This is a genomic window from Salaquimonas pukyongi (genome assembly GCF_001953055.1).
GTDB classification, from domain to species: Bacteria; Pseudomonadota; Alphaproteobacteria; order Rhizobiales; family Rhizobiaceae; genus Salaquimonas; species Salaquimonas pukyongi.
This window is the reverse complement of the sequence record NZ_CP019044.1, coordinates 677,073-690,391: the sequence shown is the minus strand read 5'-3', so window position 1 is coordinate 690,391 and position 13,319 is coordinate 677,073. Positions and strand designations below refer to the sequence as shown.

Below are 13,319 nucleotides of genomic sequence, written 5' to 3'. Positions count from 1 at the left end.
TCTCCAATTGGGCATTCCCCAGATCGGCATTCCCGAGGTCGGCATTTCGTGTGGAGACTGAACTGTTCTCATTTTTGTACTTGCTTTGTTCCCTTTTTGAAGATAGGAATAAGTTCACAGAAACGAATCGACCGGAATACCCGGCAATCATTTCAGGGAGCAGGTCAAATGGCGCAAAACGAAGCGCATGGCAGGGAAACGGCGGACAGGGGCGTCATGGAGCCCAATACCGTTTCGGCAGAGCGGACCGTTTCGGCAGAGCGGACAGTTCTGGCGCATCGCACCTTCATGGACCGTTCCCGCATTGCCCGATCCGGGCACTGGCGGGGCCTCAATACCCATGATGGCAGCGAAAAGCTTGCCGAACTGCGCTCAAGGGGACGCGGCGCGGCGCTCAATCCCTCCGGCCGCTTTGAGCCGATCAGCCGGCATGTTTTTGACGATGGCTGGCAGACGCTGGACGAACTGCCGCCCTTCAAGACCGAAGTCTATGAGGAGAAGGCGAAAAAGATCATCACAAAAAACACGTCACCCGACATCTCCTTTGACCGGTCCATCAACCCTTATCGCGGCTGCGAACATGGCTGCGTCTACTGCTTTGCCCGGCCTGCCCATGCCTATATGGGGCTTTCGGCCGGACTGGATTTTGAATCAAAACTGTTTGCCAAGCAGGACGCAGCGGAACTGCTGGAGCGCGAACTGTCGAAAAAGGGATACAAGCCGAAACTGATTGCCATTGGCACCAATACCGATCCCTATCAGCCGATCGAGAAGGAACGGCGCATCATGCGCTCACTTCTGGAAGTGCTGGAAAGTGCCAACCATCCGGTGGGCATCGTCACCAAATCGGCGCTCGTGACCCGTGACATCGACATTCTGTCGCGGATGGCAAAAAAGGGGCTCGTCAAAGTGGCCTTGTCCATCACGACGCTTGACCGGAGGCTGGCACGCGCCATGGAGCCGAGGGCCTCAACGCCAACGCTCAGGCTCAAGGCGATCAGCGACCTTTCCGAGGCCGGCATTCCGGCTTCGGTGATGGTGGCGCCGGTAATTCCCGCGCTGACCGATCACGAAATGGAACGTATTCTCGATTCGGCCCGTGGCGCGGGCGCCTGCGAAGCCGGGTATATTCTGCTGCGCCTGCCGCAGGAGGTCAGCCCGCTGTTTCGCGACTGGCTGCTCAAGCATTATCCTGACCGTTACCGCCATGTGATGAACCTGCTGAAGTCGATGCGCGGCGGCAAGGACTATGATGCACAATGGGGCAAGCGGATGCGCGGCGGCGGACCCTATGCCCTGCAACTCGGCCGCCGCTTTGAGGTTGCTGCCCGCAAGCTCGGCTTCAATCAGGAGCGCCGGATGCTAAGGACAGATCTGTTTTCAGCGCCCGAGGAAAACGAGGCCCAACTGGCGCTGTTTTGAGCTTGTCGCCCGATGATCCGGTGTCGGATCATTCAGGCTTCCGGTTTCCAGCATTCCCCGGCTGGAAAAACCGGCCCGGCGCTTCCTTGGCGCCACAAGGTTCTGCTGCCGCTGTCCCCTCCGGGTAGCAGAACCAGAAGGGCCGGACTTGAAGAGAATCGGTGTTCGCGCCATGCTGCCGCAAACCCATGGCCGGCACCGATTCCTCTTCCCCTTTTGAGCTTGCACCCGTTTAATGCTGCATCCTGAACGCCCCTCGACCGATCAGACCGCAGGGTTCCGCCACGGGCCCGACTATACTCTGGAAGCAGGTCTTGCAGAAAAGGGATACCAGCTTATTGCCGGTGCCGATGAAGCGGGGCGCGGCCCGCTGGCCGGACCTGTTGTGGCCGCTGCGGTTGTTTTGAACCCGGATGATATTCCATCGGGCCTGAACGACTCAAAGAAGCTGACCGCCAAACGCCGCGAAGAATTATTCGATGAAATTGCCGTGGCCAGCCGGGCAGTATGCTGGCACGCCGCCAACCATGCCACCATCGACCGCATCAACATCCGCCAGGCCAGTCTGCGGGCCATGGCCATGGCGCTCGGCGGTCTTCAAACCGGCTGTGACCATGCCCTGATTGACGGGCGCGACGTGCCGCCCGGACTATCGGTCCCTGCCCTTGCCGTCATAAAGGGTGATGGGCGCAGCCTGTCGATTGCTGCTGCCTCTATCGTTGCCAAGGTGATGCGCGACCGGATGATGTTGCGGGCGGATATCAAATTTCCGGCGTTCGGATTTGCCGGTCACAAGGGATACGGGTCTGCCAGACATCTGGCAGCAATAAGGGAACAAGGCCCCTGCCCGCTGCACCGGCACAGCTTCTCCCCCATGAAGGACGCCTGAACACCACATTGCACAAAAAAGCGGCCCGCAGGCCGCTTTCGAATTAAACCCGTCAAACCATGCCGGATGATCAGTTGAGCCGCGCTTTTACTTCGGCAATCGAATCCTTGATCAGCTTGTCGGCGGTGGCCCCGGAAACCTTGCCCTCGACGATCTTGCCTGCCGCAGCGACGGCAATCTCGACGGCCGAAGCGCGTACATCGGCAACGGCCTGAGCCTGGGCCTGGGCAATTTTCTGCTCGGCCATGGCGGTGCGGCGGGCAACGAAGTCGGCGGTTTTTTCTTCCGCTTCCCTGGCCATCAGTTCCGCATCACGCTCGGCAGCGGCAATGATGTCGCTCGCTTCCTGCTCGGCTTCCTTGCGCTTGCGCTGATAGTCGGCCAGCAGTTCCTGCGCTTCCTCACGCAGGCGGCGGGCTTCCTCCAGATCGTTGCGAATCTTCTCCGCACGCTCATCGAGGTTTTTGGTGAGCATGCCCGGCACCTTCAGATAGGCGACGATGCCGAGAAAAATGATCAGGGCAATTAGGGCCCAAAAGGTTGCGTCCATGGTCAGGCTCCCCTGTTCAAGCTCACTTGCCGGCAGCGGCAGACACCGCCTTGGTGATTTCTGCCTTGCTCACCGTGCCGCCGACCAGCTGGCGCACGATTTCGGCGGCCGTGTCAGCGGCAATTCCATCGACTTCCGCCAGTGCCTTTGTCTTGATCGTGGCAATCTGCTTTTCCGCACCGGCCAGCTTCTCGTTGAGCGAAGCTTCCGCCTTGCTGCGCTGGGCCTCTGCTTCCGTCTTTGCCTTCTCGCGGGCTTCCTGGGCAATGTTGCCGGCGTTCTTGCGCGCTTCTGCCAGTTCCTGCTCATAGGCGGCAAGGGCAGCATCGGAATCCTCCTTGAGGCGCTGGGCCTCGTCGAGGTCGCGGGCGATGCGGTCGCGGCGGGTGCCGAGAATGCCGGAAAGACGCGGGATGATCACCTTGGACATCAGATAGTAGAAGATGCCGAACGTGATGATAAGCCACAGCAACTGGGAAGCGAAGGTGGAGGAGTCGAACGGCGGGAACACGCCGGCGCTTCCTGCATCGTGCGAGGCTTCGGTGGTTGCTGCAAGTGCGGCTGAAACTAGCATTGGCTTTTCCGTTTACATGCCGGTGTCGGCCGGAACCGGTCCGGCCAGGTGACGGTATTGAGAGCCTCCGCCGGCGCAGGAGCGCGCCGCCGGAAGCCAAAACAGTGTCTGCCTAGACTGCGAACAGCAGCAGCAGGGCGATCAGCAGCGCAAAGATGCCGAGTGCCTCGGTCACGGCAAAGCCGAAGATCAGGCGGCCGAACTGGCCGTCGGCTGCCGAGGGGTTGCGCAGGGCGCCCTGAAGGAATTGGCCGAACAGGTTACCCACGCCGATACCGGCAGCACCAGTACCAATGGCTGCAAGGCCCGCTCCGATCAGTTTTGCTGCTTCAGCTTCCATGACTTGTCTCCTTATGAACGGCTGGAAGTTTTCGTTGATTTCACCGGATACCGGTTGACCGGCATCCGTTCCCGGCAGGCCTAGTGCCCTCCCGGGTGAATGGCGTCGTTGATGTACATGCAGGTCAGCATCGCAAACACATAGGCCTGCAGGAATGCGACCAGGAATTCGAGTGCGGTCAGCGCGACGGTCATCAGCATCGGCAGGATGGCGCCGGCAACACCGGCAACGCCCAGCGCACTGAGGCTGACAACAAAGCCGGCAAACACTTTCAAAGTGATATGGCCTGCCAGCATGTTGGCGAAAAGGCGAACCGAATGGCTGATCGGGCGGGTCAGAAACGAGATGACCTCAATGGCCACCACCAGCGGCAGCAGCCAGCCCGGCACCCCGGAAGGCACAAACAGCTTGAAAAAGCCAAGCCCGTGGCGCGAAATGCCGGAAATCAGCACGGTTGCGAACACCAGCAGCGCCAGCGCGGCCGTCACGATGATGTGGCTTGTTATGGTGAAGAAGTAGGGGAACATGCCCAGCAGATTGGCGACCAGAATGAACAAAAACAGCGAGAAGACAAACGGGAAGAACCGCATGCCTTCCGAACCCGCCGCATCGCGCAGCATGTTGGAAGAAAACTCATAGGCAATTTCGGCAACCGACTGCGCCCGCGTCGGGATCAGGCCGCGCCCGCTGGTAGCCCAGATCATGAAGCCCGCAGTCGCGGCAACGGTGGCAACCATGAACAGGGAAGAATTGGTAAAGGAGAAGTCCACGCCGCCGATTTCAAGCGGGATCAGCTTGTTCAGGTGGAACTGGTGAATTGGATCGTTCGCCACGCCTTATTCCTTTTTTTCATCCGGGTGCACACCCGGTGAATTCCCGTTCGTGTTCTCTTCTTTCGGCGCCCAGACCGAGCTGTACGGATCCGAAAGCTCACCAGAGGACCGCAGCACGTTTACAACACCGGCAGCAAACCCGATCAGGAGGAAGACAATCATCCCCCAGGGCGTGGTCCCAACGAAGGTATCAAGCAGATATCCGATCCCCGCTCCCACCAATATCGCCGAGATAAACTCGCTCGATAGTCTGAGGGCGATGGCGAATCCCGACTTTGTATCGCCGGGGCCCGATCCCTTGTCAGCCTTATTCTCCCGCGGACGCCGCTCATCGAGGCGGTCTTCGAGCGATTCAAGGCGCTGCTCCAGCCCAGTGCCTGGCCTGCCCTTCGGCCTGCTGTGTTTTCCGCTTTTTGCCATGCCTTCCCGCCAATCACGAACCGCCGCAGCCCAGCAAAACCCTTGCTGGCACCGAATTTACCTGCATTGCGGCAACCGGTTCAGTATACGCGGAAAGGCGGAAAACCACGGTGTTTCCAGCCCTGCCGAAGTCGCGCGCAACATAGATTTGACCCTCAACAGAGTCAAGCGAAGGGATGAGCGATTAACATATTGATTTTATTTGAAATTACACCCAGCCACAGCGATGCGACAATGCGCCGGAGGGTGATTTGGTGAATCTGCCGGTCACCGCCGGCCCACAGGTGTGATTTGCCCTGCTTTGGCGCTTTCCAATCGTCAGGACCAGCCGCCGCCAAAGGTGCGGTAGAAGATATGCAGGCCGATGCGCCCGACCTTTTTCATCTGTCGCGCCCATTTGGGCTGCACATAGGTGGCGTGATAGTGGGTCGAGGAACCAACCTCTTTCAGCCAGATGCGGCCTTCGGTGGTTTCGCGCGCCACATATTTGGCGATGCTCCAGCGCTGGGTGTCACGCACCCGGTCCTTGATGCGGTCACAGGCGAAGGAAAACTGGCAGCGGTTGCGCCAGTGCTTGTTCTGGTAGACGACGCCACAGATGGTATTGGGGTAGGTCGGGTTGCGCACCCGGTTGAGGATAACCTGCGCAACGGCAGCCTGACCCTTTACCGGTTCGCCGCGGGCCTCAAAATAAATACCGGCGGTAAGACAGCGCTGTTCCCGGTCCGAATAGGAAGATTTGGGCAGCGGATTGGCAGCCCATGCATGATCGCCCTTGTCGAGTTTCGGCACGATATTGATCGGCGAGGTATCATCCAGCACTTCGGCGAAAGGAGAGCGCTCGAATTTCGGCTCCGGCGAATAGGCCAGCAGATTTGGGGCGGATTCGGTAACAAGGCTCGCCACCATCACCGGCAGATCGGGTTTCGGCAGCAATAGATCGCTGTTTTTCGGGCGCTTCGGATGAAAGGCGGATGCTACCTGCAGTGCCTCATCGAAGGGTTTGGCCTTGACGAAGGCGAGCTCGACCTTCTTGCCGACGTTGAGCGGGCCCAGCAGGGAGTGGCGTTCATATACCCGCCCGGCATTGAAGCTCTCCGGCGGCCGAACGAAAGTGGTTGAAACGACGCGGTCGCCTTTCAGGGTTCGGTTGACCGTCTGCGGTCTGCTTTCAATGCGGACTTTCGTGGTGATTTTGGCAGGCGCGCGTTCCGGTATGGCGGCAGCAGCCTTGCCGATGGATCCTGTGGTAAGCATGGAAACACCGGGAGCAGCCGATACGCTGGCCAGCCAGCGTTTATCCTGTGCGGGCGTGTTGCCGGCTCCAAGGAAGCTTGCCACATCCTGATAAGCAACCAGGGAGGGATAGGTCAGAAAAAGGGCTGTTCCCACACAGACGGGGAACAGGCTGTCCTTTATCCGCTGAATAAACGACGGATGCTTCTTGCTGAAATTCCGCAAAACTCTACTCCGAACAAACGTTTTACGCCTTCTACCTTCTGGTTGCTGCGGCAATTGCTGCAACTCCCGGACGGTGAAACCGATACTGGTTTGTTAACCTTGATTTTGCGTTAAGCAGTTCTTGCCCCGCAGTTAACGGGTGCAGTTTTTTGCTCGCACGTTCATGTTTTCGAGAGCCAGGGCGACTGGATGGCGGCGCTCATCGGAGTTTTCCCCACCCGCGAAAACCCGATCCGGCCTAGTGTCCGAATGCGGCAGGGAAAGGGCAAAAGGCCAGCATCAACACGGATTTCGCAGTTACATCACTTCTTTTTGCGGCGCATGGCATAGGGATTGTCGGCCTTGCGCATGGCCAGACGCACCGGCACGGACCAAAGGTCAAACGTCTCGCGGATGTTGTTGACCATGTAGCGGCTGTAGGACGTGGGCATTGCCTCGGGCCTTGTGCAATGGACCATGAAAGTCGGGGGGCGCGTTTTTGCCTGGGTGATGAACTTCAAGCGAATGCGGCGCCCGGCCACTGCCGGTGGCGGATGGTGGTACTGGATTTCCTCCAGCCAGCGATTGAGCCTTGCAGTGGGAATGCGGCGGTTCCACTGTTCGTGGACCTCGGCAACCGCTTCCATCAGCTTTGCCAGCCCTTCTCCCGTCAGCGCGGAGACGGGAACGACCTTCAGCCGCTTGACCTGGGAAAGGCTCGCCTCTGCCATTTCGCGAATTTCGGCAAGCCTTGCCTGCCGGTCCTCGATCGTGTCCCATTTGTTGACGGCGATCACCGGCGCGCGGCCTTCGCGGATTACAAGATCGGCGATCTGCACGTCCTGCTTCTCGAATGGCGTTTCGGCGTCGATCACGACAATGACCACCTCCGCATACTGAACCGAGCGCAGTCCGTCGGAAACAGAGAGCTTTTCGAGCTTTTCCTGAACCCGCGCCTTCTTGCGCATTCCCGCGGTATCGAACAGGCGGATGGTACGGCCTTCCCACTGCCAGTCGACGGAAATGGAATCGCGGGTGATGCCGGCTTCAGGCCCGGTCAGCAGGCGCTCCTCGCCAATCATCTGGTTGATGAGGGTCGATTTTCCGGCATTGGGACGGCCAACCACGGCGATGCGCAAAGGCTTGGTCGTGTCATAGGCTGGCAGGATTTCGTTACCGGCCTCATCGAACACAGGATGATACTCATCCTCCCCGGCCTCATCGCCATCTACCGGCAAGTCCTCACCGGCATCAAAGGCGCGTTCCTCCCCCACGGCTTCGACAAGCGCACCATAAAGGTCCGCCATGCCGGTTCCGTGTTCGGCGGAAATCGGCACGGCTTGCCCGAAGCCGAGCGAATAGGCGTCGTAAAAGCCCTGCTCTGCTGCTTTGCCTTCCATCTTGTTGGCGACCAGCACGACTGGTTTGCCATGTTTGCGCAGCAGTTGGGCAAAGGCCTTGTCGGTCGGCGTAATGCCGGTCTTTGCATCGACGAGAAAAAGGGAGACGTCAGCCTCACCAATGGCAAGCTCCGTCTGCTGGCGCATGCGGCCCTCGAGGCTGTCCGTATCGGCTTCCTCCAGGCCGGCCGTATCGATTACCTGAAAATGAAGATCGCCGATGCGCGCATCGGCCAGGCGCCGGTCGCGGGTTACCCCCGGCGTATCGTCCACCAGTGCCAGGCGTTTGCCGACGAGCCGGTTGAACAGCGTGGACTTTCCGACATTGGGGCGTCCGATGATCGCGGCAGTAAATCCCATTGCGGCACCCTGTTTGCACGCCATTGCAAGAAAACAAATTCAACAGGCAGACAGAGGCAATGTCCTCGATCAGCCTTCGGCTGTTACGCCCTTGCCCGCCAGATGATCAAGCAGCAGTCTTGCGCGGCTCTGCACGCCCTGGGCGGCCTCGCTGTCTTCCACGATACGGCTGAGCCACTCCAGCGCCTTGCTGTCCTCACCGGCCTTCAGCGCGGCGATGGCCAGTGCCTCGCGGGCGCTGTGGCGCAAGGGGTGACCGGCACCGGCAAGGCTGGAGAGCCGGCTTTCCACCGAGGAAAAGGCTTCCAGGTCCACCGCCAGGAGGCCGGCCTGCAACTGGGCCGTTTCACGAAGGGCCGGCATGGCGGCGCTGTCATTTGCCAATGCGTCAAAGGCTTTGAGCGCCTCGGCCTTTTCGCCGCGTGCGACCATCTCGCCGGCGATGCGCAGGCGCGCCAGCTCCGGATAGCGCCCGCCGCCCTCCGCTGCCAATGCTTCCAAGGCACGGACGGCCTCGTCGTGTTTGCCCCGGCCGGAAAGCTCAATGGCGCTCATGAACCGGTCGCCATAGCCTGCCAGGCGCTGCTGGTTGTAGTAGTCCCAGGCGCGGTAGCCGGCCGTGGCAAGAACGATCGCCACCGCCCCGGCGATCACGAACCTGCCGTATCTCGACCAGAGCTCCTGCGCACGGTCCTGGCGCATCTGCTCGTCAACTTCACGGATGAAAGTATCGTCGTCTGCCATTTTGACCTTCAGGTAAACAGATAATGTGGCGGCTGGATCAACCCGCCGCCTTGTAGCGGAAAGCCGGTGAAGGAATCAATGCAGGAGTTTAGCGGGCAAGCAATTCGCAGCCGGTCAGACAACCGGAGAAACGCCAAACAACCATTCATGGGCCCAGAAGATGAACAGCGCCCACAAGACAAGCCCGCTTGCCACTGCTGCAATGTCATTGACAACCGGGCCTGGCGGGGGCAGCGGCGTATCGCGGCGCTTGACGGCAATGCGGTTTATTACAGCCCAGACAAGAAATGCGCCAAACAGCAGTGCCGAAGCACTGTCGCCATTGGCAAGCAAATGGGCAAAGGCCCAAAGTTTCACCGCAAGCAGCATGGGGTGCTTCAGGAGGGGCTTCAGCCTGCCTGCCCGAAGATTGGCGACCATCAGCGCGACAAAGGAAAGCGCCATCAACAGCCATGCAAGGTGGCGGGTCCAGACCGGCGGCACAAAGAGAATATCTGCTTCTGGCCGGGCCTGGGTATAGCCCCAGACAAGAAGGATTAAACCGGCAATGGAAACCAGGGAGTAAACGCCTTTCCAGGGTCCTTCCCCCATGGCTTGAATGCGGGCGTCACGCCAGCCAGGCGCTAGCATGCGCAGCGAATGGATGCCGAGAAATACAGCCAGTCCAGCGATCAACCAAAGCATCCTAATTCTCCAAAACTGGTCCCGGTCCGGGTTGGATGTTCATCCCATGTTTCGCGCATGGGGAAAAGGCATGATATGGAAAAACAGTGTTTGAAAGAAATGTGTGAGATCCATGGCGATTGATCTGAACAAGGCACGCCAGCGGCTGGCCGCCAAACGGGAAGAACTGGAGGAACTGTCGCGGATATCCCGGGAGGCACGGGCGACGGTCGAACTCGACCAGCAGTCCGTCGGGCGGCTTTCGCGCATGGATGCAATGCAGCAACAGGCCATGGCGGAAGCCCAGGAGCGAACGCGCAAGCGTGACCTCGTTCGCATTGAGCAGGCCGAAAGGCGGTTGCGCGAAGAAGAATACGGCTATTGCACGGAATGCGGCGAGGAAATCGCCGATGGACGGCTCGCCGTCGATCCGATGGCCGAAAAATGCATCAACTGCGCGTAACCGGTCTACTCAGCCGGTTCTTCGCCCCGCTCAAGCCATTCCTTGTCGATGTCCGGCAGTTCCTCGTTGGCAAATGCCGCTTCGAAGGCCTGCAGGCGTTTGTAAACGCTCATGAGCTCGACAATCGTCGTCCATGAATTGATGAGATACTGAAACGAACCCTCGACGCGTGAAAAGGCGCGGATGATCTGCTGCATGACACCAAGGGTGATGACGCCGCTGGCAATCGTCGGGGCAAGCGCGATGTAGGGCACCAGATTGCCGATCTGCAGATAGAAGATGCGCACGACGTTGAAATAGAGGTAATTGAAATAAAGCCGGAAGTAGTTCTTGCGGACATTGGAAAAGAGTTCGGCAACCGTCGGCGGCTGTGCGCGGTCGGCATGGTCCTCTCCGTAGACGAGTTCCTTGCGATAGGCGGCCTCAACCCGCTGATTTCGGAACTCGAGCCCGGGCAGCCGGATACCGACCAGTGCCACCAGTGCCGTGCCGAATATGGACCACAGGATCGCCACGAAAACCAGCCCCTGGGAGACCTCGCCGATAATCGGCAGCACCTTCACGCTGGCCGACAGGCCCCACAGCAACGGCAGGAAGGCAATGAGCGTCATCACCGAATCCAGGAGATTGACTCCCAGGCCCTCGGTAATCTGGGCAAAGCGCATCGTATCTTCCTGAACGCGCTGGGACGCACCCTCGATATGGCGCACTTCCTTCCAGCGGGACATGTAGTAGTCGTTCATGGCCGTGCGCCAGCGGAACACGAAGTGGCTGACGAAGAAGCGGAACAGGGTGGCGACGAAAACATACACCAGCGCGATCTTCAAAAAGGAGAGGATGGCGAGATAGATTTCGGTTTCGGTCACGCTGTTGGGCGTGCCAAGCGCTCTCTGGATCATGTCGTAGAAGGTGCCGAACCACTCGTTGATCATCACATCGAGCTGAACCAGAAACCAGTTGACGAAAAAGATCAGGGCCGAGCCGGCCACCGACCACAACTGCCAGGGGTGTGGCGCAAACCACATCCAGAAGCCGACAAAGGCGAAAATGAAAACCAGCATGTACTGGTAGAACCAGAAATTGACCGCCCCTTCCCGGGCAGCCTGAAAGGCGGCCGTGGCTGCCTCGTCAGCGCCTTCCGCCAGTGGCGGCGGAAAGGCGTAACCGGCAAGATTGCCGAGACTTAGGGCATCGCCCATGCCCTGGAAGACAAAGAACCACAACAGGATGCCTGCCAGTGCCCAAACCAGGAAGGAGGAAAAGAACAGCTTGGGATGGGGAAAAAAGGAATAGAACACAGGCGCAGGCTCCCTTGGTTTCCTGGAGCAGGCGGAATATCGCAGACCATGGCGGAAAGCTAGGTCATCACGAGACTTTGTCTGGCTACAAATTATGCACTGACGGGCAATCCTTGTCCCCGCGGTTAACTCTCTGATTACCGTTGGCACTCAAAATCGGCGCAAATGCATGGCGATTCGTGGAGCGTACGCTGCAATGAAAAAATCCGCACGGGGCAATGGCTCCAAACCTTCAATGGTCGTAAACAACACGGAAATCCTTCTGCCCGACATTGTGGAAGCAGAAAGGCTTGCCGGTGCAGCAGAGCCCAAGGATGCCGAAATGGCACGCCATTACGCTGAAATGATGGAGCAAATCTATCTTGATGCCGGCGAGCTGGATCTTGAAAATTGCGCACCTGACCGCCGGTATTTCAAGCGCGGCAAGGAAGCCTGGGTCTACGAACACGGCAACATCGCCGAACTGGTATTCGTGCGATAGGCCCGCATAGGGAGGGCGCGATCCGGCCAGACAGCCATTCACGGATTCGTCATCCTTGCGCTATTGGATTTTCCATCCAATGCTCCCAGATTGATCGCAAAAGACGATGTTGGGAGCATGAGATGGCCTACAAGAAAACCGACGAAGCAATTGCCCGCCTGACGCCCGAACAGCACCGGGTGACCCAGCAAAACGGCACCGAGCGCCCGTTCACCGGGGAATATGACGATCATTTCGAGCCCGGCATTTATGTGGACATCGTTTCCGGTGAGCCGCTGTTTGCCTCGTCGGCCAAGTTCAATTCCGGCTGTGGATGGCCGTCCTTCTCCAAACCCATCGTTAAGGACAACGTCAACGAACTGCGTGACACCACCCATGGAATGATCCGCACCGAGGTACGCTCAACCCATGGCGACAGTCATCTGGGTCATGTCTTTCCCGATGGACCGCAGGAGATGGGCGGGCTGCGCTATTGCATCAATTCAGCCTCGCTGCGCTTCATTGCGAAAGAAAAAATGGAAACGGAAGGCTATGGCGAGTATCTTGACCAGGTGGAGGAAGGATAAATGACCTTGCAACGTGCTGTACTGGCTGGTGGCTGCTTTTGGGGCATGCAGGACCTGATCCGCAAACTGCCTGGGGTGAGCCGGACACGGGTTGGCTATACTGGCGGCGATGTCGCCAACGCCACCTACCGCAATCATGGAACCCATGCCGAAGGCATTGAAATCTGGTTCGATCCGGAAAAGACCAGCTATCGCGAATTGCTGGAGTTCTTTTTCCAGATTCATGACCCGACGACCGTAAACCGGCAGGGCAATGACACGGGCATGAGCTACCGCTCCGCCATCTACTACACCGATGAGGAGCAAAAGCACATCGCCGAAGACACGATTGCCGATGTGAACGCATCCGGTCTGTGGCCCGGAAAAGTGGTCACCGAAGTGGCTCCGGCAAGTGATTTCTGGGAAGCTGAACCCGAGCATCAGGATTATCTGGAGCGCTATCCCAACGGCTATACGTGCCACTTCCCCCGCCCCGGCTGGGTTCTGCCCAAACGCGATGCTGCCGAATAGCGGCACTGAACATATGAGGGGGCCTTGCCCCCTCGCCTTCACGCATGATGATGGCGCGCGCTGCCGCTCACCGGCCCGGCTCATAATTCAGAACGAAGTCGATGACCTTTGCTTGCGGCATCTCACAGGGCCGCAGCAGCGGCTGGCCATCGGCCATGAAATACAAATTGAAGCTGACATGGCCGCTGCCGCCCAGTTCCTCGGCAAACAGCTTCATGCGCTTTTTGTCTGCCGAAACGGTAATGGCCGTGGCATACCGGCGGCTACGGTATCGGCCGGTTGAGTAGCCTTCCGGCAACCCGGCCAGGCGCTGTACAAATTCATCCATGGAAATGTCTCCGGGAAGTTGGCACCATGGGAACGGGT

The 13,319-nt window shown here is 58.9% G+C and carries 17 protein-coding genes; 6 read left to right on the top strand and 11 right to left on the bottom strand.

Annotated elements, in window-relative coordinates; translation table 11 throughout:
- The first annotated feature begins 168 nt into the window (after nt 1–168).
- Both BVL55_RS03365 and rnhB read left to right on the top strand, forming a co-directional pair.
- The gene (locus BVL55_RS03365) at nt 169–1,422 is read left to right on the top strand and encodes a PA0069 family radical SAM protein (protein WP_342097878.1); all 1,254 of its coding nucleotides are present in this window, start codon (nt 169–171) and stop codon (nt 1,420–1,422) included.
- A gap of 235 nt (nt 1,423–1,657) precedes the next feature.
- A complete protein-coding gene (gene rnhB, locus BVL55_RS03360; protein ID WP_075995728.1) occupies nt 1,658–2,311 on the top strand; it encodes a ribonuclease HII in 654 nt (217 codons plus the stop codon).
- Nucleotides 2,312–2,381: 70 nt separating this feature from the next.
- On the opposite strand, the gene BVL55_RS03355 is transcribed toward rnhB, so the two are convergent.
- From BVL55_RS03355 to BVL55_RS03315, 9 genes are all read right to left on the bottom strand, one after another.
- Nucleotides 2,382–2,861 carry a F0F1 ATP synthase subunit B gene (locus BVL55_RS03355; protein ID WP_075995727.1) on the bottom strand — a complete coding sequence of 160 codons (480 nt, stop codon included), beginning with the start codon at nt 2,859–2,861 and terminating at the stop codon, nt 2,382–2,384.
- A 22-nt stretch (nt 2,862–2,883) separates the two neighbouring features.
- A complete protein-coding gene (locus BVL55_RS03350; protein WP_075995726.1) occupies nt 2,884–3,435 on the bottom strand; it encodes a F0F1 ATP synthase subunit B in 552 nt (183 codons plus the stop codon).
- Between the two features lie 112 nt (nt 3,436–3,547).
- Complete coding sequence (locus BVL55_RS03345; RefSeq protein WP_075995725.1) at nt 3,548–3,775, bottom strand: F0F1 ATP synthase subunit C; 228 nt, start codon at nt 3,773–3,775, stop codon at nt 3,548–3,550.
- Between the two features lie 80 nt (nt 3,776–3,855).
- On the bottom strand, nt 3,856–4,608 hold the full coding sequence (locus tag BVL55_RS03340) for a F0F1 ATP synthase subunit A (protein ID WP_075995724.1): 753 nt from the start codon (nt 4,606–4,608) through the stop codon (nt 3,856–3,858).
- A 3-nt stretch (nt 4,609–4,611) separates the two neighbouring features.
- Nucleotides 4,612–5,028: an AtpZ/AtpI family protein gene (locus tag BVL55_RS03335; protein ID WP_083649344.1), complete on the bottom strand. Its 417-nt coding sequence runs from the start codon at nt 5,026–5,028 to the stop codon at nt 4,612–4,614.
- A gap of 318 nt (nt 5,029–5,346) precedes the next feature.
- Nucleotides 5,347–6,489 (bottom strand): cell wall hydrolase, encoded by a 1,143-nt coding sequence (locus BVL55_RS03330; RefSeq protein ID WP_244530583.1) that lies wholly within the window; start codon nt 6,487–6,489, stop codon nt 5,347–5,349.
- Between the two features lie 302 nt (nt 6,490–6,791).
- The gene (gene der, locus BVL55_RS03325) at nt 6,792–8,228 is read right to left on the bottom strand and encodes a ribosome biogenesis GTPase Der (protein WP_075995723.1); all 1,437 of its coding nucleotides are present in this window, start codon (nt 8,226–8,228) and stop codon (nt 6,792–6,794) included.
- A 69-nt stretch (nt 8,229–8,297) separates the two neighbouring features.
- On the bottom strand, nt 8,298–8,972 hold the full coding sequence (locus tag BVL55_RS03320; RefSeq protein WP_075995722.1) for a tetratricopeptide repeat protein: 675 nt from the start codon (nt 8,970–8,972) through the stop codon (nt 8,298–8,300).
- Nucleotides 8,973–9,086: 114 nt separating this feature from the next.
- Nucleotides 9,087–9,656 (bottom strand): NnrU family protein, encoded by a 570-nt coding sequence (locus BVL55_RS03315; RefSeq protein WP_075995721.1) that lies wholly within the window; start codon nt 9,654–9,656, stop codon nt 9,087–9,089.
- A gap of 112 nt (nt 9,657–9,768) precedes the next feature.
- Here BVL55_RS03315 and BVL55_RS03310 point away from each other — a divergent pair, with 112 nt between their 5' ends.
- Nucleotides 9,769–10,098, top strand: coding sequence for a TraR/DksA family transcriptional regulator (locus tag BVL55_RS03310; protein WP_075995720.1), 330 nt, complete (start codon nt 9,769–9,771; stop codon nt 10,096–10,098).
- Nucleotides 10,099–10,103: 5 nt separating this feature from the next.
- Here BVL55_RS03310 and sbmA read toward each other — a convergent pair whose 3' ends face one another.
- Nucleotides 10,104–11,396 (bottom strand): peptide antibiotic transporter SbmA, encoded by a 1,293-nt coding sequence (gene sbmA / locus BVL55_RS03305; RefSeq protein ID WP_075995719.1) that lies wholly within the window; start codon nt 11,394–11,396, stop codon nt 10,104–10,106.
- A 196-nt stretch (nt 11,397–11,592) separates the two neighbouring features.
- On the opposite strand from sbmA, the gene BVL55_RS03300 reads away from it, so the two are divergent.
- The 3 genes from BVL55_RS03300 to msrA all read left to right on the top strand — a co-directional run bounded on the left by BVL55_RS03300 (nt 11,593) and on the right by msrA (nt 12,953).
- Nucleotides 11,593–11,877 (top strand): hypothetical protein, encoded by a 285-nt coding sequence (locus BVL55_RS03300; RefSeq protein ID WP_075995718.1) that lies wholly within the window; start codon nt 11,593–11,595, stop codon nt 11,875–11,877.
- A gap of 122 nt (nt 11,878–11,999) precedes the next feature.
- Nucleotides 12,000–12,443 carry a peptide-methionine (R)-S-oxide reductase MsrB gene (gene msrB, locus BVL55_RS03295; protein WP_075995717.1) on the top strand — a complete coding sequence of 148 codons (444 nt, stop codon included), beginning with the start codon at nt 12,000–12,002 and terminating at the stop codon, nt 12,441–12,443.
- Nucleotides 12,444–12,953, top strand: a complete 510-nt coding sequence (msrA, locus tag BVL55_RS03290; RefSeq protein WP_075995716.1) for a peptide-methionine (S)-S-oxide reductase MsrA — start codon at nt 12,444–12,446, stop codon at nt 12,951–12,953.
- Between the two features lie 67 nt (nt 12,954–13,020).
- Here the strand turns inward: msrA and BVL55_RS03285 are convergent, their stop codons facing one another.
- Nucleotides 13,021–13,281, bottom strand: coding sequence for a hypothetical protein (locus BVL55_RS03285; RefSeq protein ID WP_075995715.1), 261 nt, complete (start codon nt 13,279–13,281; stop codon nt 13,021–13,023).
- Nucleotides 13,282–13,319: the final 38 nt, after the last annotated feature.